The organism is Collinsella sp. CLA-ER-H7 (assembly GCF_040092345.1).
Taxonomy (GTDB): domain Bacteria; phylum Actinomycetota; class Coriobacteriia; order Coriobacteriales; family Coriobacteriaceae; genus Collinsella.
The window spans coordinates 58,911-78,776 of sequence record NZ_JBBNLT010000008.1 but is presented as its reverse complement, the minus strand read 5'-3'; the positions used below and the strand labels follow the sequence as shown (position 1 = coordinate 78,776).

Sequence of the window (19,866 nt, the reverse complement as noted above, 5' to 3'; positions counted from 1 at the left end):
GGTGCTTCTGAAGCCGGACGGTTCCGTTCTCTCCTTCGACGAAGAGCACGCCAATAAAAACGACTACTTTGTACTCAAAGAGGTTAGCCTGCCCAAGGGATACCGCTCGAGCCTGACCTCATCGACCACTGCAACGCCAGGTGAGCTGCACCTGCAGTACAAGGCCGCGGCAAGTGGCACGGGTGGCGCGGTGGTTGCACCGCAGACAACGGTTACAACAGCCGACGACAAGTCATGGACGGGCAGCCGCATGTGGCTGAACGGCGGCTATCTGGCCGCTAAGGAGACCATTTCCCTTAGCAAAGAGACAAAAGACAATAAGGACAAACCCATTAGCTTGGGTACGACCTTTGCTGTCGTGCTCAAGCGCACCGATAAGAGCAAGAGTGACACGGACGAAAGCGCATGGACGGCGGTCACGGGCAATCCGCTCGAGGGCTACAAGCTATGCTCTGCGCATGGCATTGCCGGTGCGGTCGAGGCTGCCAAATCGGCAGATACGAGCGTCTTTGGCGTCAACACCAAGGGCGACTACGAGGTAACGGTCAGGTCGCTGCCCGGCGATATCGAGAAGTACGCCGCCATGATGACGGACAAGTCCCAGTCCGAATATACCGTGGCGGTGTATCACACCACAGCATCGTCTCTGGCGGAGGCAACCATCGACAACACCTCTATGGTCCAATATCAAACGATAAACAGGCAGTTCTCTACGGTGATTCACCTCACCAACGTCCAGAATCGTCTGTTTGTGCAGAAGGTTGACGACCTGGGCAAGCCCGTGAACGGCGCGACGTTTGAGCTGTACCAGGCCAAGGACGTTACCGGCGATAGCCCCAGCACGTATGCCATTGAAGCCGGCGCCACGCCGTATGACACCGTGCAGGCAAACGGCATGACCTATCCGTATGACATTGAGGGTGCTGCATGCTTCCCACTCGATTCGACAAAGCATGCACCCCTTATCAAGGGTACGTACTACCTGCGTGAGTCTGTAAGTCCAGATGGCCATGAGATTAACAACACCATCACCAAGGTAATCGTGGACGATTCGGGTGTGTATGTGGATGCCGGCAAGGAAGACGACGGTGTGCGCAGCATGAGCGGCCCGGGTTCGCTGATTGCCTCGTTGGCACAGTTTGGCTCTCCTGACTCGATCGACAACACGCTTACGCACATCAAGGGCAAGCTGCAGAGTGCGACCGTTGACGCCAGCGGAAGCCTGACGTGGGGCCAGGAGTGCACCGCCGAGGGTGTAACGCCTTCTCTGGCGAACGACCTGATGCACATGCGCTATGACAAGACGGCGCAGGGCACCAAGACCGTCTTGCGCTATGTCGAGGACGGTGGCGAGCGCAACGGCCAGCTGGCGACCATCTTTGCCGATACGGGCATCAACCGCATGGCCCTTTATCAAGACGATGATGCCACCAATGGCACCGATCTGGGCACGCTTCAGCTCAATCATCTCTTTACCACGGCAACGGCCGTGCAGTATACCGATCGTCGTGTGGCACGCCTGCAAGTGACTAAGACCGTGACGGCGGACAGTGGCCTTACCGCGCCTACCAAGGATTTTACGTTTAAGTTCACCCTGCCGGATTCCGAGAAGGGCTATGAGGCACACGTATTCGATGCGAATGGCAAGGCCGTGGGCAACTCCTTCATGCTCAATAACGGCGACACCCATTCCATCAAGGCCGGCGAGACCATTCGCGTATACGACCTCAAGAAGGGTGACAACTACAGTGTGAGCGAGCTCACCACCAAGGGCGAGGCGTCCAGTGGCAATGTACTGGCGAGTATCGTCAACACTGTGACCGGCTCTGCCGACGAGTCGGTGCTTCCGGCTGGCTTTAGCCTCGTGAGCCGCAAGGTCGGCGGCAAGGAGCAGTCGGGAACTGGCAACACCATCGAGGGCAAGATTGTCGCGCTTGCGGGCGGACAGATTCCCGCCGATAACACGCTTGAGTTCACCAACAACTACAGCGCCAAGTCCGTAACGCTCGACGCCCAGAATAGGCTGGGCGCCAAGAAGTTGCTTGAAGGTCGCGATTGGGCCGATGGCGATTCCTTTACCGTGCAGCTTACAGCCGACGACGGCGTCCCCATGCCCAATGGCGCCAAGAGCAAGGTGTCGACGGTCGAGCTTACCAAGAATTCCCAGACGCAAACGGTTGGCGACATCACCTATAAGACGGCAACGTTTGGCGACATCACCTATGCCAAGCCCGGCACGTACACCTATACCATCTCGGAGGTTATCCCCGGTTCCGATGCCGGGGCAGACGGCATAAGCTACTCCGCCGCCCGCTATAAAGCGGAGGTCGTGGTGGAGGACAACCAAGCTGGTGCTCTTGTCGTTAAGAGCGTGAAGATGACGCAGGAGCGCAACGACGCGGGCGACGACACCAAGACAGAGGTTGCCGACGCGATCTTCACCAACCGCTACGACGAGCATGAGAGGAACATCACCATCCATGCTCAAAAGAGCCTAACCGACAACGCCGGGACCTTCCTGCTTGCCCAGAATACCTTTAGCTTTACGCTTGAGGGTATGGGCGGCTATGCGGACGACGACGCAGCGTTCGACCCCAAGACGGTCGTACCGAGCATCAAGCCCCCCATGCCTCAGGGTACCGAGGGCAACACCGCGACCGTGGGCAACAACGCCGATGATGGCGCGGTGACCTGGCCGGCGATCTCCTATACCGCCAAGCCGGATGCGGGACGCGCTTACGTTTACAAGTTCGCTGAGAATCCCGGCAGTGTTACGGGTATGACCTACGACGGATCGGTTTATTACGCCGTAGTGCGCAACGCCGAGAAGGGTGCCGGCATCCAGACTTCGGTTGAGTACTACAAGGCCGCAGAGGACGGCTCGGTAGAGAAACTGGACAACAACGCCACACCGTCCTTTACCAATATATATAGCGTGAAGCCCACGAGCGTGACCCTGCAGGGTCAGAAGACCGTGAGCGGTCGCGATTGGAACCAGGACGAGAGCTATACCTTTAACCTTGCCGCCGCTGCGGACGATGACGGCGCAACTAGCCTGGGTAAGACTACAAAGCAGGCGGTAACGGATGGTGTCGTTGTCATTAACACCAACCAAGCTGTCGCCAGCACGCCCGAGTCGGGACGCATGGCATCGTTCTCCTTTGGCACCGAAGCCGCCCCGACCGTGACGTTCAACCGCGCAGGCACCTTTAGCTTCAACATCACCGAGGATGCTGCGCAGGATGGCCAGGCGGGCATGTCCATGGACAAGCACACCGCCCGTGCGACCGTCGTGGTGACCGATCTGGACGAGTCGGGCAACCATGCGGGCGAGTTGCGCGTGTCGAGCGTGACCTACGCCAACACCGGTGCCTCCGATGTGGACAAGCCCGTAACTGACAAGGCTGCCTTTACCAACGCGTACCATGCATCGGGCACCTTTGGTGGCATGACGGTGAGCAAGGCCCTTGAGGGTCGCGCCTCTATCGCGGGCCAGTTTACCTTTGCCGTGACGGGCCTTTGGTACAACGGCGTTCAGACGTCGGTCGACGGCGCCGAGGCTAGCCTGTCCAATAAGGCGGCGGAGGCCGGCGTGTCCGGTGCCGTGGTGGGCGCAAGCGGGCAAGAGAAGCTCTTTGCTCGTACGCTCACGGAGCAGGATCTGGGCCATACGTTTGCCTATCGCATTCACGAGAACCAGCCTGCAGCGGCTGCCGGCTACGCCTATGACATCGGCTACACGGGCGATGCCATCGTGCTCGTCAAGGTTCTTGCACGCAAGAACGACCCCGCTAAGCTCTATACCGTGACGACCGTGCTCAAGGGTACGGGTGTGACGGAGCTGCTGGGCGACGGCGCCGACGCGAGCGCGCTGACGGACGAAAAGATCGTCGAGCTCAAGCAAAAACCGAATACTTACGTGCAGCAGTACGATGCAAGTGAGGTCGGCGCCACAACGCCTGCCGTCTCGTTTGTGAATCGCTATGAGGCAAGCCTCGACTATGGCGCTGCTGGCGGTCTGCAGATTGAGAAGACGTTGACGTATCCCAAGGACGCGACCATTTTTGGCTCGCCTAAGAGCACGTTCCGTTATATCGTCAAGCCTGCTGACGAGACATCTGCCAGCAAGGTCGGCATTTCCACGGACGGCAGGGTCTTTGAGACCGCAAATGTCGAGGCCGACGCCCCCAAGACCGTGAGTTTGGTAACTGCGAGCGGGCTGACCTTCACTCAGGATGATGCCGGCAAGACGTTCACCTATACGGTGAGCGAGATTGACGACAAGGCGACGGGCTATACGTACGACAAGACGGTCCATACGGTTAGGGCCGTCGTAGCGGATAACGGCGACGGCACGCTCAGGGTCACGACATCGGTAAGCAAGCAGGTCGATGGCAAGGACGAGCTCGAGGGCCAGTGGATCTATCCGTCGGGTGCAACGTCCACCGGTGTCGCGACGGTCAAATTCAAGAACACCTATACGGTCACCGAGGCGGCAACCTACACCCCGTCCGTGACGAAGGTGGTTGCCGGTGCCGATGCTCCGGGCAAGTTCACCTTTGCTATGACCGCGGCTGACGATGCTACCAAGGCTGCCATCAGCGGCAATCTCATCACCGGCTCCTCGATGAGTGCGGACAACGGCTATGTCGAGAAGAAGCAAACGAAGGAGGGCCTCAAGGACGGGGAGCACTATCAGGTCGACTTCTCGAAGCTCACCTTTAACAAGCCGGGCACGTATAAGTTTGCTATTAACGAGCTGGCCCCGAATGGCGGCCTCGGCGAGTGGAAGTATGACCAGCACATCTATACCGTGACCGTCACCGTAACCGATGAGGGCGGCAAGCTTGTGGCCCGCGACGATGGCACGACCGGCTCGGAAGGCTTTATCTTCACCAATAGTTACCAAACTTCAACGAGTTACGAGCTCCAGGGCGGTCTTGAGATCGTCAAGACGCTCAACGGGCACGATCTGCATGCCGGCATGTTTGGCTTTACGGTAACGGGCGAGGACGATGCTTCAATCGAAAAGCTCAACAAGCTGCTGCGCGCGGATGAGGGCAAGCTCACCGTGACAAACGATGAGCCGCAGGCCGACGGCACGTCCCATACCGGTATTTTGGGCGGCCTGACCTTTGCGACGAAAGATGCGGGTAAGACGTTTACCTACAAGGTTGTCGAGAATGACGGCGGCAAGGGCGGCTATACATACGACTCCACCTATTGGAAGGTAGAGATTGCGGTTAAGAAACGCGATAACGGTTCGCTCTATACCGTGACCACGGCCAAGCACTATGACGCCAAGAACGTCGAGCTTTCCGCTGATGCGAAGTTAAGCTCCGAGAGCGGTACCGCCAAGGCCCAGGTGTCCTTTACCAACAGCTACATCGCGAAAGGAACCTTTGAGGGTCTTGCTGCCGAGAAGGTAATGGACTCCCGCGACAAGATCGAGGCTGACCAGTATACATTTGACTTGTATGCCGAGAAGGCCGACGGCTCGCTCGAAAAGATGGATGAGGGCACGACTCAGGCGGACGAGGACGGTACCGCTACGGTCGACTTTGGTAAGGTTAACTTTAAGCTTGGCGATGCTACCAGCGGAACTCATGAGCAGACGATTGACCTTGCCGGCGCCGTCAACGATGGCATTGCCACCAAGCGTCACAATGCCGACCACACCACCACCTACAGCTTTAACCTGGTGGCAAAGGAGCGCATGGCCAACCTGCCCGAGGGTGTGCGTCCCGTGGATACGTCTGCGACGTGCCGAGTGCTGCTCGAGGTGACCGACCACAACGACGGCAATCTGACGTCCAAGGTGACCTATCGCGATGGTACCGAGAAGGGTAAGATCGTCTTCCACAACACGCGTGATAAGGTCAAGACGATTGGCACGGTCGCGAAGCCCGATGTGGACATCGACGGGCAGTTGCTTTCTGTGGGCGACTCCTACGTCTATACCATCAACTGGGCCAATACCGAGGCCGACGCCGCCGGTAATCTGGTTTCGGCCAACGTGACCGTGACCGACGAGCTGCCCACGGGCGTTGTGTTCGAGGCCTTTGAGGGCGAGTTTGCCGATAAGGGCGCTGCGAGCGGTCAGTTGCTCACCTGGAACTTGGGTAAGCAACCCGCGGGCAGCCACGGTTCGGTGCGCGTGCGCGTAAAGATCACCGAGGACGCTGTGAAGGGTGCCCAAGGCGCTGTTGGCGCCATCAACAATACTGCCACCGTTAAGGTCGGCGACAAGAGCAAGAGCTATACCGGCACCACGACGAACTTCGTGCCCAAGAAGTCCGAGAACGACGCTCAGGATTCGAAGGGGTCGGGCGTTAGGTTGGGCGATGAGCTCACCTACACCATCGGCTACAAGAACACCGAGAACGCACCTGCCACGGTGGTGATTACCGATGCCGTTCCCGCGGGAACCGAGTTCGTGGAGTTCGCCGGCGACCATAAGGATGCCGGCTCCAAGGACAATGACGGCAACCTCACCTGGGCATTGAAGGACGTTCCCGCCGGCAAGGAGGGCACGGTTCAGTTTAAGGTCCGCGTGACCGAGGACGCGTTTAAGAGCGGTGGCGCTTCGGGCGACATCTCCAATCAGGCGTCGGTGGCGGTCGGCAACAACCCTGCCGTCAAGACCAACACCACCACCGATCAGGTTTCTGACGGGCGCCTGACGTTGAGCAAGACGGTCACGGCCGCCGAAGGCATCACCGCGCCCAACAAGGCATTTACCTTTAAGGTGCTGCTCTACCAGGCCGATGGCACAACGCCTCTGGCCGGCACCTTTGCGTACGCCGGTCGCCCCGATGGCACCAACGGCACTTATGTAAGCGGACAGATCAAGAGCGGTGACACCATCGCGCTTAAGGCCGGCGGCTCCGTCACGGTTACCTTGCCCATAGGTGCGCACTACGAGGTGCAGGAGCTCGACTCCAAGGGTGAGCTCATGACGAGCGAGGACGGCTTTGCGGTTGTCGATAAGGCGAACCCCCAGAAGGGTACCGTCGGACAGGCGACGAAGGTGGGCTTCACCAACGTCTACAGCGTGGAGTCCACAAAGGTGGAGAACGCTTTTAAGGTTCAAAAGAAGATCTCCGGTCGCAACTGGACTAAGGCGGATGCCTTTACCATGATGCTGACTGCCCAGGGTGAGGCACCCATGCCCAAGGGCGCCAAGGAAGGCGTGTCGACGATTGAGTTGCACAAGGATGCCCAGGTCGGCAACTTCGGTACCATCGAGTACACCAAGCCCGGTACCTATACCTATGTGATTACCGAGCCGTCGGGTGACGAGACGTCGCTCATCTTCTCGAAGGCCACCTATCGTGCCACCGTCACGGTGACCGACAACGGCGCCGGCAAGCTGTCTGCCAAGACCAAGATTGCACAGCTGACTGACGATGCGGGCGACGCTGCTGAGCGCACGGTCGAGGCGGCGGTCTTTACCAACACCGCCAAGACCGGCAGCCTCACCGTCAAGAAGACGGTCGTCGGCGGCGACAGCCAGCGCGAGTTCGGCTTTGCGGTCACGCTGACCGACGGGGACGGCGAGCCCGTCTCCGGCACCTTCGGCAAGGGCGAGCACGCCGTGACGTTCACGGACGGCAAGGCGACCTTCACGCTCAAGGACGGCGGGGAGAAGACCATCGCCGGCCTGCCCGTGGGCGCGCGCTACACCGTGACCGAGGACGCCGCCGAGGGCTACACGACCACGGTCAACGGGGCCGACGGCTCCAAGGCCGAAGGCGCCGTGACCGAGGACGGCGCGACCGTCGCGTTCACCAACACGTACGGAACGGTCACCGAGGGCAGAGACGTCTCCACCGCGGGGCTCTTCACCAAGGCGCTCAAGGGCCGCGACTGGGCTGAGGGCGATAGCTTCCAGTTCACGCTTACGGGCGAGGGCGGCGCCCCCATGCCCGAGGGCTCTGCCGACGGCTCCAAGACCGTCAGCGTGACGGCCGCCGCCGGCACCAAGGCGGGCGATAGGGTCGCCTTCGACTTCGGAGCCATCCGCTACACGCTTAACGACATCAAGGACGCCGGGTTCGCCGAGGTCGGCGGCAAGCGCGTGCGCGCCAAGACCTTCACCTACACGGTGCGCGAGGCCAGGCCCGATGACGGCTCCGCCATCGCCGGTGTGGCCTACGACGGCCACGTCGCCACGATGACGGTGACCGTGGCCGACGACGGCTCCGGCAACCTCACGGCCACGACGCCCGCGATCGCGCAGGCGAGCGGCGGCGACTTCGTCAACACCTACACGACCGAGCTCGACTACTCGGCCCGTGCGGGCGTGCGCCTGTCCAAGACGCTCTCCGGCCGCGCCATGGAGGCGGGGCAGTTCGCCTTCACCGTGACCGCGGACGCCGAGACGGCCGCCAAGCTCGGCCTCAAGACCGACAAGGATGCCTACGCCGTGGCCGCTGCCGATGACGGAGAGGCCGACCTGATCGACCTCGTCGGCGGTGCTGCGGGCAGCGATGCGAAGTTCACCGACGCCGACGCGGGCAAGACCTACAGCTTCACCGTCACCGAGACCAAACTCGGCGGCGAGGGCTACGCCAACGACACCGCGCCGCGCACGGTGACCATCGCGCCCGCCTACGATGCCGCGACGGGCAAGCTCACGGTCACGACCACAGTTGCCAAGGACGGTGTCGAGGTCGCCCGCAGCGAGGTCTCCACGGCAGATGACGTCACGGCGACGCCTGCGCCCGTGACGGTCGCGTTCGAGAACTCCTACGAGGCCACCGGAACGCTCGGCGGCGAGGGCAACGTGGCAATTAATGCCACCAAGACGCTGGCGGGCCGCGCCGCGGCGGCGGGCGAGTTCTCGTTCTCCGTCCGCGATGCCCAGGGTAACGTGGTCGCGACTGCGACCAACCAGGCCTCCGGCGACGGCGAGGCCGCGGGACTTGCGTTCTCGCCCATTGCCTACACCACCGACGCTCTCGAGCGGATGGTGGCGGGCGGCATCGCCACCAGGGCCGCCGACGGCTCATGGGTCATTCCCTATACCGTATCCGAGGACGGCACGGACCGGCTGCCCGCGGGCGTGACGGCGACCGCCTCGAGCTTCGACATCACGGTCAAGGTGACCGATAACGGCAAGGGCGGGCTGGACACTGCCGTGGTCTATCCCGAGGGCTCCGACGGCACGCTGTCGTTCGTGAACGGCTATAGCGCCGACGAGGCGACGGTCGACATCGCGGGTACCAAGACGCTGGCGCTCGGCCAGGCCGGACTCGGCCTGGCGCAGGCCGACATCGCGGGCAAGTACACCTTCAAGATCGAGCCGCTGGACGGCGCGCCCGCACCGGTTGACGCCTCCGGCAAGACAGTGACTGAGGCGACCAACGACGCCGCCGGCAACGTCGAGCTGGGCAGCGTCACGTTTAGGCAGCCGAGCGATCTCGATGACGTCGAGATCGACGGCGACGGCCTGCGCACCAAGACGTTCGCCTACCGGGTGAGCGAGTCCGGTTCGGTCGACGGCGTGGTCAACGACGCGACGGCGACGAGGACCTTCACGGTCAGGGTGGTCGAGGACACCAACGCGGGCACGCTCGCCGCGGAGGTCCTGCCCGCAGAGGGCACGCCCAAGGGCAAGGGCGCGTTCGAGTTCACCAACACCTACGGCGTGAACCCGACACCGAGCTCCGTCACCGACCAGATCAAGGTGAGCAAGAAGCTCAAGGGTCGTGACCTGGCCGAGGGCGAGTTCGAGTTCCAGCTGGTCGAGCTTGCCGCCGACGGCAGCGAGAACATCGCGGCGACGGGCAAGAACGCCGCCGACGGCACGGTCGCGCTCAGCCCCGTCACCTACACCGCGCCCGGTACGCACGGCTACGAGCTGCGCGAGGTCGCCGGCACGGCGGGCGGCGTGACGTACGACAAGACGACGTACCGCGTGCGCACGACGGTTGTCGACGCCGGTAACGGCACGCTCGTCGTCAAGCACGAGCTCATGGATGCCGGGGGCAATGCCGCGAACGAAACCTCGGTGACGTTTACCAACGGCTACGAGGCCGCGCCTGTCACCCTCAAGCTGGGCGCCGCCAAGGTGCTCAAGGGTGCCGAGCTCAAGGCGGGCCAGTTTAGCTTTGAGCTCAAGAGCCGGGACGGCAAGGTCATGTCGATCGCCAAGAATGCCGCCGATGGCAGCGTCACGTTCGATGCGCTGACGTTCAAGCAGGCCGGCACCTACACCTTCACGGTGAGCGAGGTCGACGACGGCCAGGCGCACGTGACCTACGACAAGGCGGTGCACAAGATCGTCGTCACGGTGAGCGACGAGGCAGCAGACGGCACCAAGACGGGCTATCTGTCGGCGAAGGTCTCCTACGAGGGCGACGCCGGCCTGCCGCCGGTCTCCACCAACAGCTACGCCGAGGAGCCCGGCACCCCCGAGAACCCCGGCACGCCGGGCGGCGGCTCGGGCGGCGGTTCAGATAACGGCTCCGGCGGCAGCTCCGGTGACGGCTCCAAGGGCGGTATGCCCGACACCGGCGACCGCAGCCTGCCGGTCGAGGCGCTCGCGGCCATGGCCGGCATCGGCGCGCTGACCGCAGCGGGCGGCGCGGTCCTGTACCGTAGGCGCCGCTAGCGATATGTACGAGTGGGGCGAATCCATCCGATGGGTTCGCCCCACTTGCCCTGCTGGACGGGAGCAGGTAAGATATACCGAGCGCCTAGCGTGTTCGATGGGTTCGGATGACGACATGTTCCGAATCTGGTCAGGTCCGGAAGGAAGCAGCCATAAGGAGCCTCTGTCGGGCATCCGAATCCATCGAGCGCACGGGCTTTCTTTTTGCGCGGTTTTACCAAACCGCGCAATGCTCGACGCTGCGCGCCACCCAGAGCGACAATTTGTCATTCAAAAGGCAAGGCATGACCAGAAGGTCTATGCCTTGCCTTTTTCATGCCAACTTGTTCGCTCTGGGTGGCGCTCGCTGGCTTTGCCAAAACATCGATGGCTACGCGGTCCAGGAGGCGGCGAAGTGTTTGGTGTCTCGCTGGTCCTCGGCTGCGCCTGCGGGATCGCTCGACTACCAAACACCTCGCCGCCGGCCGGGCCCCGTCGTCCAAAAATCACCCGTAAAGGCGCGTTTATCTAATTTAATCTATCCCTTAAGGAATGCTGCTCGTTGGCGTTGTCTGGGCATTGATGGCTGCGTGGTTCAAGAGACGGCGGCATTACCATTTGTTTTTTCAAGTAAAGAGGTCCGTTTCCCTGGGTTGGGGAAACGGACCTCTTTTTGTCTCTTGGCTTGTGGATTGGCGAAGACAATAACCGCTGGCAGCTATTTTGAGTTCCTGACGCGGCGTGTGGCTGTGGCGGTTATTCCGAGGCCTGCGGCGGCGATTGCTGCGAGTGCGATTGCGCTCGGCGCTGTGTCGCCCGTGTTTGCGAGCTTGCCGGCGGTCGTATCTGCTTGCTTGCCGCTGCTCGAGTTCGCCTGCTTGGTGGAGCTCGATGGGGCGTCTTTGCCGGTTGCAGGTGAGGCAACGGGCGGTGTCGCCTCGGCGGGTTGCGTTGAGCCGGAGGGAGGCACTGTCTCGGCGGGTTTCGTTATCTCGGGCGAGGTGGTCTTATCTGCCGCGGCCTTTGCCTCTTCGTATGCCTTGCAGGCGTCATCATAGGCCGCTTGCGCCTTTTCCAAATCGCCGAGGAGCGCATTTCGCTTGGCTATGTCCTCGTCGATGTGGGCTTTAGCTTCCTCTGCCTCACTTTCGAAATGCTGAACCTGTTTTTCCTGGCTTTCGAGTCGGCGTTGGTAGGAGTGAAGATCATCTTCATAAGATTTTTCTCGCCTTTCTGCCGCCATGATCTCACTGCGCAACTGCTTAATATGCTCCTTAATAGCTGTGCTGGGCTCCTCGTCGCCGAGTGCTTCAAGTGCCTTATCCAATTCTGCCTGAAGGCCGCTTGTCCGGTTGTGGGCCTCATCGTATTTGGCTTGGGCTGCATCGACGTTCGCTTGCATGGCGGGAAGGGGTTCCCTCCGTTTGACGGCTTCCGCCACCACCATGTCGTAGAGTTCTTGAAATGCGGCAATGTCATCATCGATTTCCGCAAGTTTCTCGGGACTTGCGGCGTCTTTCGCGGCCTCGAGGTTTTTGAGCGCTTCCTGCATAGCTGCATACGCTCTTTCTTTTGCGGCGGCCGCATCTTCCGTCTGCAAGGCAACTGCACCGGTGGGGGAGCTGGTTTCTGCCGCGATCGCCGTTACGGGGGCGATTCCCGCGACAAGTGCCGCGGAAAGGGCGATGCCCACAGTTGCTCGTCTTGCTCTTCTTGCGAGAATGTCGTTCATCTCGGCACCTCATTTCAAGGGTCGGCGACTAACTTGGTAGCACTAATGTAAGTATATCAGGCGGTTTGCCCGCCATTGATCGGGCGTGCGCGTATACCCCTCTGAAAACTGAACCCCGCTAGAAATGACGAGTTGTTTACGCTTCTTTTGGGGTGGCGGTACTATCATGGTTCGAATTGAATGTGGATGATGATAGGGAGCGCCTTTTTATGATTGAGCTGCTCAGGCGTTTTGGTGGTAAGTTTCGCCGATATATGGTGATCGGCCCTGCGTGCAAGCTGATCGAAGTGATCTTTGACCTGCTTACGCCGCTCGTGATTGCCCAGATGATCGATAAGGGTATTGGCGCACACGATGTCAACGCCGTCGTCCACTACGGTATGCTGCTTGGCGCCATGGCTGTGATCGGCATCTCGTTTACGCTCGTCTGCCAAAAGATGGCGGCGCTCACCTCGCAGGGCATGGGCACCGATATCCGCGGTGCGCTCTACCAGCACATCAACAAGTTGAGCTATGCCGAACTCGACCGCTTTGGCACGCCGTCGCTTATCACCCGCATCACCAACGACGTCAACCAGGTGCAGCTTGCCGTGGCGCTGGGCGTGCGCATGCTCATCCGCTGGCCCTTCTTGGCGGTGGGCTCTATGTGCGCGGCCCTTGCCATCGACCTTAAGCTCGGCATGATCTTTTTGATTTGCACGCCCGCCATTGGCCTGGTGTTTTGGTTTGTCATGGCGCGCTGCATTCCGTACTACAAGCAGCTGCAGGCAAAGCTCGACCGCATCGCGCTCATTTGCCGCGAGGGGCTTTCGGGCGCCCGCGTGGTTCGCGCCTTTGTACGCGAAGATCACGAGCGCGAGCGCTTTGCCCAAGCCGCCGATGACCAGGCCAATACCGCCATCGCGGTGGGCAAGCTCTCGTCAATCCTTAATCCCGTCACGTTTTTGGTGATGAACCTGGGCGTGTGCGCCATCCTGTGGGTGGGCGGCATCCAGGTCAACGTGGGCGAGCTTACGCAGGGCCAGGTCATGGCGTTTGTGAACTACATGACGCAGACCCTGACCTCCATCGTGTACGTCGCCAACCTGGTCGTGGTCTTTACCAAGGCGAGCGCGAGTGCTTCGCGTATCAACGAGGTGCTCAACTGCGAGCCGAGCATCACCGACGAGGGCAATCAGTCGGTTGCGCTGCCCAAGCCGAGCGAACTGGCGGGTGGCGCTGTTCCGGTCCCCGCGCTGAGCTTGAGCCATGCGAGCTTCTCCTTTGGCGCGGGCGCGGCAAATGCCGTCAACGATGTGACCCTGGAGCTCCCGCTGGGCAAGACGCTTGGCATTATCGGCGGTACGGGTAGCGGCAAGTCCACGCTCGTCTCGCTTATCCCGCGCCTGTACGATGCGAGCACCGGCAGCGTGAGTGTGATGGGCGCCGACGTGCGCACCTGGCCGCTCGACCAGCTGCGCCGTGTGGTCGCGACCGTTCCACAGCGCGCGTCGCTGGTGAGCGGCACCATCCGCAGCAACCTGACCTGGCGCGACGAGGCTGCGACCGACGAGGATCTCTGGGCGGCGCTCGACATGGCGCAGGCGAGCGAGTTCGTGCGCAACAAGCCGCAGGGGCTCGATGCCCCGGTCGAGGCAGGCGGTAAAAACTTCAGCGGTGGCCAACGCCAGCGCCTGACCATCGCGCGCGCCCTGGTGGGCTCGCCTCAGGTCCTGATCATGGACGACTCCGCCTCGGCACTTGACTTTAAGACTGATGCGGCGCTTCGCCATGCCATCCGCGAGCGCAGCGTGTGTGGCGCTGCTGAGGGCGGGCTGCCGCTGACTACGGTGATCGTAAGCCAGCGCGTTTCGACCGTGCGCGACGCCGATATGATCTGCGTACTTGACCACGGCTCGGTTGCGGGCCTGGGCACGCATGACGAGCTGTACGCGACCTGTCAGCTCTATCGCGAGATTTGCCAGTCGCAGCTTCGCCGCGAGGAGCTCGAGGGTCAGCAGGGGAGTGCAGCGCTCGCGCCCACCCCGACCGCCCCTGCATCTGTCTGCGCAAAGGAGGGCTGCTAAATGAATCCGTACACTTCCTCCGGTTCGGTCGCCACGATGACGGCCAACGTGTCCGGTAACGATAACCTCAACGACCTGGGCGACGGTCCGCGCCAGCCCGGCGATCCCGAGCGCTATCCCGTGGGTGCGGTGACCCGCCGCCTGCTGGGCTACGTTCGTCCGCATCGCATTTCGTTTGTTGCGTCGTTTGTGAGCGCCGCCATCTCCGTGATTCTGCAGCTCTACACGCCCATCCTCATCGGCGAGGGCATCGACCTGATCGTTGCCGCCGGGCAGGTGGACTTTGACGCACTGCTGCCGCTCGTTACCAAGCTCGCGATTGTCGTCGTAGGTGCTGCGGCCTTCCAGTGGCTACAGGGCTACTGCGTCAACCGCCTGTCCTACGAGACGGTGCGCGACATGCGCGTGGAGGCGAGCGACAAGCTCAGCCGTATGCCGCTCAGCTTTATCGACAGCCATGCCCACGGCGACCTTATGAGCCGCGTGGTCAACGACGTGGATCAGGTGGGTGACGGCCTGCTGCAGGGTTTTACCCAGCTTTTCACCGGCGTTATCACCATCGTGGGCACGCTCGCGTTTATGCTCTCCATTAACCTGACCATGACGCTCGTGGTGGTGCTCGTCACGCCGCTTTCCATCTTTGCTGCCGGTGCTATTGCCAAGCTCTCCAACAAGAGCTTTACGGCTCAGCAGCGCATTCAAGGGCAGCTCGGTGGTCATATCGAGGAGTATGTGGGCGAGCAAAAGCTTGTCGACGCCTTTGCCTATGGCCCCAACGCTCAGCAGCGCTTCGATGCCCTCAATGCCGAGCTCTACACCGCGGGCGAGTGCGCGCAGTTTATGGGTTCGCTCTCCAACCCCGGTACGCGTTTTATCAATAACATCATCTATGCCGTGGTCGCTGTGATCGGCTGCGTGGGCGTGATCACGGGCGTGCCCGCGGCGCTTACGGTGGGCGGCGTGCAGATCTTCCTGTCCTACGCCAACCAGTACACCAAGCCGTTCAACGAGGTCACCAACGTCATTACGCAGATCCAGACCGCGTACGCCTCGGCGCGCCGCATGTTTGCGCTGCTCGATGCGCGCGAGCAGGAGCCCGACGCGTCGGACGCTGTAGAGCTTGTCGCCCCGCAGGGCGAGGTGACTTTTGAACACGTGGACTTTAGCTACGTGCCCGACCGCAAGCTGCTGCAGGATATCTGCATCGATGCCAAGCCCGGTATGCGCTTTGCCCTGGTCGGTCCTACGGGCTGTGGCAAGACGACGCTCATCAATTTGCTACTGCGTTTTTATGATATCGATGCCGGTCGCATTGCGGTCGATGGCCGTTCCTCGCGTGACTACACGCGCGCAAGCCTGCGCCGCGCCTTTGGCATGGTGCTGCAGGACACTTGGCTGTTCGAGGGCACGGTGGCGGAAAACATCGCCTACGGTTGTCCCGATGCCACGCGCGAACAGGTTGTCGAGGCGGCCAAGCGCGCGCACGCGCACAAGTTTATCGTGCAGCTGCCAGGCGGCTACGATACGGTGATCGGCGAGGACGGCGGCACGTTTAGCCAGGGTCAAAAACAGCTGCTGTGCATCGCACGCGTCATGCTCACCGACCCGGCGATTTTGCTGCTGGACGAGGCGACCTCGAGCATCGATACCCGCACCGAGCTGCAGGTGCAGGCGGCATTCGATGAGCTCATGGCTGGCCGCACAAGCTTTGTCGTGGCGCACCGCCTGAGCACCATCCGCAACGCCGACTGCATTTTGGTGATGCGCGACGGCCAGATTATCGAGCGCGGCACGCATGACGAGCTGCTAGCGGCAGGCGGCTTCTACGCCGAACTCTACCGCAGCCAATTCGCCCAGTAAGCAAGCCCGTGGGGCAAATTAATCAATCGACAGACGGTGGTTTACATCTGTCACGTTAGTACTAAGATATTCATCTAATAAATTGCATTAGTGGCTTTAGTTTTGGGGGAAACGAGGCAACGTGACTATGACGTGCTCTTTGGTGGTTAACAGCAAGAGCGGTAATACCAGGATGGTTTCGGGCGCGATCAAGCGCGCTCTGCAGGCTGCGGGTGTTGAGTTTGTCCATGCCGCGGCGTTGAGCGACGATGCGGATGCAGATCAGGTTGCGCTCGAGGCGCAGGGCGCCTGCGCGGCCGACACGGTGCTCGTCGGTTTTTGGTGCGACAAGGGCGCGTGCACGCCTTCGGTCGCGACGTTGCTCTCCGCCTTGCACGGCAAGCGCGTCTTCCTGTTTGGCACCTGCGGTTTTGGCGCCGACCAGAGCTATTACCAGCAGATTATTGATCGCGTAACTTCTAATTTGGCTGGGGATGCCGAGCTTGCGGGCTGGGCGATGTGCCAGGGCAAGATGGGCCCCGCGGTCAAGCAGCGCTATGAGGCGATGCTTGAGCAAGAACCCGAAAACGCGCGCTATAAGATGCTGCTCGACAACTGGGTTGCCGCAAAGGACCATCCCACCAAGGAAGATCTGGACAACATGGCGACGGTGGCCAAGAAGGCCGTGCTGGGCGAGTAACTTCGCTGTTCGCGGTGCTTCGTGCAAAACAATACAAATGTGAAAGCCTCGAAATTCTCGAGGCTTTTTTCTTGGCACTTGTGGGCGCAACCGCTGCAAGCGTTTGGGGCGACATTTTCCATCACCCCGATGACGAGGCCGTCCTGGATGACACGCTCGCATATGTTCGCTGGATGTATTCAGAGTGGGACGGGCTTTCCGGATGGATGGGGTTTCGGAAAGCCCGTCCCAGAATTTGCCTTTGGAGTGGGACGCAGTTTCCCAACGGGGCCGTAAGCGGAAACCGCATCCCACTCCGGACGTGAATTCTGGGACACGGTTTCCGGATGCAAAAAGACCACATGGCGTGGCCTTCAACTTATATATGTTCAGCAGGTGTCCCCATGACAAGCCGCGCTTCAACACCGAGGCGTCTGCCCGGCGACGCGGAATGTAAGGTTCATCGCGAGTTCCGCACGAGCCGGAGAGCACTTAATGTGCTCTCCGTGCGAGCAGGACTGTCCGAGCAGGGAACCTTACGTTCCGCGCCGCCGGGCAGACGAACCAGTTATGAGTGACCCGCTACTTGATCTTGGTCGTACCCGGCGCCAAGTTGGGGTCGGTCTCGTTGGCCTCGGTCTGGAAGTGCTCGGTGTACACGTTCTTGCCGTCGCGGAACATCTCGTAGTACTGCATCTTGGCGTAATCCTCTCGCGCCTTGGTGGCGGCTGCTGCTGCGGCGTCGTCGCCGGTGACGTTGGAGGAGAGCGCCCAGCGCAGGCTGGCGTCCTCGTAGCCGACGGAGTTGATGGCGGGCAGCGACTCGCGCAGCGTCATGTGCGCTTTCTGGTAGTCGGTCAGCGGTGCGCCGATCAGCTGCATGAGCTGCGTGGACAGGTAGTTGGTGGACAGGTCGTCGACCTCACTCGTCTGCTTGCAACCGGCAACGTCGTAGTTGGCCCAGATGATGTAGTCGGTCTGCCACAGACGCTCCTGATGTGTGGCGTCGTCCTCGCCGTTAAACCACTTGTCGTTGAACTTGGACGGGAAGAACGGCTGATGGTCGCCCCAGAACACCACGACCACCTTACGGTCGAGCTTGCTCAGGGCGTTGAGGAAGTAACGCAGCGCCTGGTCGGACTGCTCGATGCACGAGACATACTCGTCGACATCGGACAGCGTGCCATCCTCGACGGTCTTGGTGTCCAGATCGGTCGTGTCGATGTTCAGGTGCATCTGCTTGTCGACCGGCAGCAGGCCCGTATCGTAGCCCGAGTGGTTCTGCATGGTCACGTCGAAGATAAACTGCGGATCGGCGTTCTGGTCGAGCAGCTCAAGAATCTTGTCGTAGGTAGCCTGGTCGGTCACCATGCCGCGCAGGGTATCGGCGCCCTGGAAATCGTTGATGGACAGGAACTGGTCAAAACCAAAGTCCTTGTAGACGTTCTCGCGGTTCCAGTTGGTCGCGTGGTTGGGGTGCATAGCCGTGGTGGAATAGCCGAGCGATTTGAACTGCTCTGCCAGGTTCCCGGTCGTCTCCATGTTGTAGATGGTGTAGGGGTACACGCCCGAGCCCAGGTTGGCCATGGAGTTGCCGGTCATAAACTCAAACTCGGTATTGGCGGTACCGCCGCCGTAGGCGCTCACATAGAGCTTGCCGCGGCTGAGGCAGTCGGACAGGTTCTTAAAGTACTGCGGACCCTCGTAGCCGGCGCGCATGTTCTGGTAGATCGACAGATCCGAGAACGTCTCGTTCATGATGGCGATGACCGTGGGCTTCTCGCTATCGAACTGCTCCTTTGCGGCGGCGCGCTCGTCGCTCTTGGCCGCGTCGGACTTGTCGTAGGCCTTGGCGTACTTTTTGAGCGTGGCCTTGGCATCGTCGACGGAGTAGTCGGCGGGTTTGGGCGGCTTGATGGACTGCGCTGCGCTAATGAAAGCGGGCAGGTAGCCCTCGCGCCAGTAGCTCTCGAGCGGGCGCCAGGTGTAGACGGTGATGCCGAGGGTGTTGTAGTAGTCGATGAGCGTGACGTGTGCGGTCACACCGCCCAGGCACAGCACGGCGACGAGCAGGTTGGTGAGCAGCATGCGCTTGGCGTTGGCGGCGCCCTTCTGACGGTGCGGTGCCACCAGGCCGGCGTACTCGCACAGCAGCATGGCGATGGCGGTAAAGCCCACGGACAGCACGCAGAACAGTGAGATCGAGAAGGTGTAGCCGGTGCCGGCGACCGCGGCGGCGGTGGAGATGGCCGAAAGGTCGCCCGGCTGGATGGGCATGGATTTAAACGTGATGACGAAGAACTCGGCAATGCCCAGGACAAAGAGGGCAAAGGCCAGGACCGCGGGAGCTGCGCCGTGGCGCTGGAACAGGAAGAACAGGCCGGTCATGAGCGTGGTGATGATGGCCCACTCGAGCAGGATGCACAGGGGGTAGACCCAGGTAAAGTCGTGGTTGGACGATACCTCCATGCCTAGCAGCGCAAAGACGCCGGCGAGCAGCAGGCACAGCACGGTGGCGACGAGTGGCTTGCCCACAAAGGCGCCGCGCAGGCGGGCGAGCTTGCCGGTGGGAGCGGGGGCGTCGGGCGCGGCGAACGCAAAGACGCGCGGGGCGATGCGGTCGCGTGCGATGCTGGCCCAAGCGCAGCCGGTGAGGATGGCGTTGGTCAGGATGAGCATCACAAAGGCGAGCGGCTCGTTTTGGGCGACGAGGCCAATGGCGCCCCAAATAGTCAAAAAGACCTGGAACAGGCCGAAGACGACGCTCCACCCAAGAGCGCTTTTGGCAACGGTGCCCGACTGAGCGCGAATGGCCTTGGCCTCGCGCAAGACAAGGTAGACGGTCGCCGCAAGACCGACGAGCGAGATGGCGGCAGCGAACATGCTGAGACTCCTCACAAACTAAAACGTACGAAAGCGGGGGTTTACCCGATTGTTACCAAGATAGGCGCTG

General features: G+C 61.3%; 6 protein-coding genes and 1 other RNA gene. 5 read left to right on the top strand and 2 right to left on the bottom strand.

All coding sequences use genetic code 11. The features are described from left to right. The first annotated feature begins 1 nt into the window (after position 1). Together AAAX75_RS06065 and ffs are read left to right on the top strand one after the other, a co-directional pair. Entirely contained in the window at positions 2–10,618 is a 10,617-nt protein-coding gene (locus AAAX75_RS06065) for an FctA domain-containing protein (RefSeq protein WP_349091435.1), read from the top strand. A 94-nt stretch (positions 10,619–10,712) separates the two neighbouring features. After that, positions 10,713–10,808, top strand: an RNA gene (gene ffs, locus AAAX75_RS06060) — signal recognition particle sRNA small type. Between the two features lie 507 nt (positions 10,809–11,315). On the opposite strand, the gene AAAX75_RS06055 is transcribed toward ffs, so the two are convergent. Then, positions 11,316–12,329 carry a hypothetical protein gene (locus AAAX75_RS06055; protein WP_349091434.1) on the bottom strand — a complete coding sequence of 338 codons (1,014 nt, stop codon included), beginning with the start codon at positions 12,327–12,329 and terminating at the stop codon, positions 11,316–11,318. A 209-nt stretch (positions 12,330–12,538) separates the two neighbouring features. Between AAAX75_RS06055 and AAAX75_RS06050 the strand changes: the two genes are divergently transcribed. The 3 genes from AAAX75_RS06050 to bilS all read left to right on the top strand — a co-directional run bounded on the left by AAAX75_RS06050 (position 12,539) and on the right by bilS (position 16,934). Further along, positions 12,539–14,395, top strand: a complete 1,857-nt coding sequence (locus AAAX75_RS06050) for an ABC transporter ATP-binding protein (protein ID WP_349091433.1) — start codon at positions 12,539–12,541, stop codon at positions 14,393–14,395. Continuing rightward, on the top strand, positions 14,396–16,255 hold the full coding sequence (locus AAAX75_RS06045) for an ABC transporter ATP-binding protein (RefSeq protein ID WP_349091432.1): 1,860 nt from the start codon (positions 14,396–14,398) through the stop codon (positions 16,253–16,255). A gap of 127 nt (positions 16,256–16,382) precedes the next feature. After that, positions 16,383–16,934, top strand: coding sequence for a flavodoxin family protein BilS (bilS, locus tag AAAX75_RS06040; protein WP_349091478.1), 552 nt, complete (start codon positions 16,383–16,385; stop codon positions 16,932–16,934). A gap of 561 nt (positions 16,935–17,495) precedes the next feature. Here the strand turns inward: bilS and AAAX75_RS06035 are convergent. Continuing rightward, on the bottom strand, positions 17,496–19,796 hold the full coding sequence (locus tag AAAX75_RS06035; protein WP_349091431.1) for an LTA synthase family protein: 2,301 nt from the start codon (positions 19,794–19,796) through the stop codon (positions 17,496–17,498). Positions 19,797–19,866: the final 70 nt, after the last annotated feature.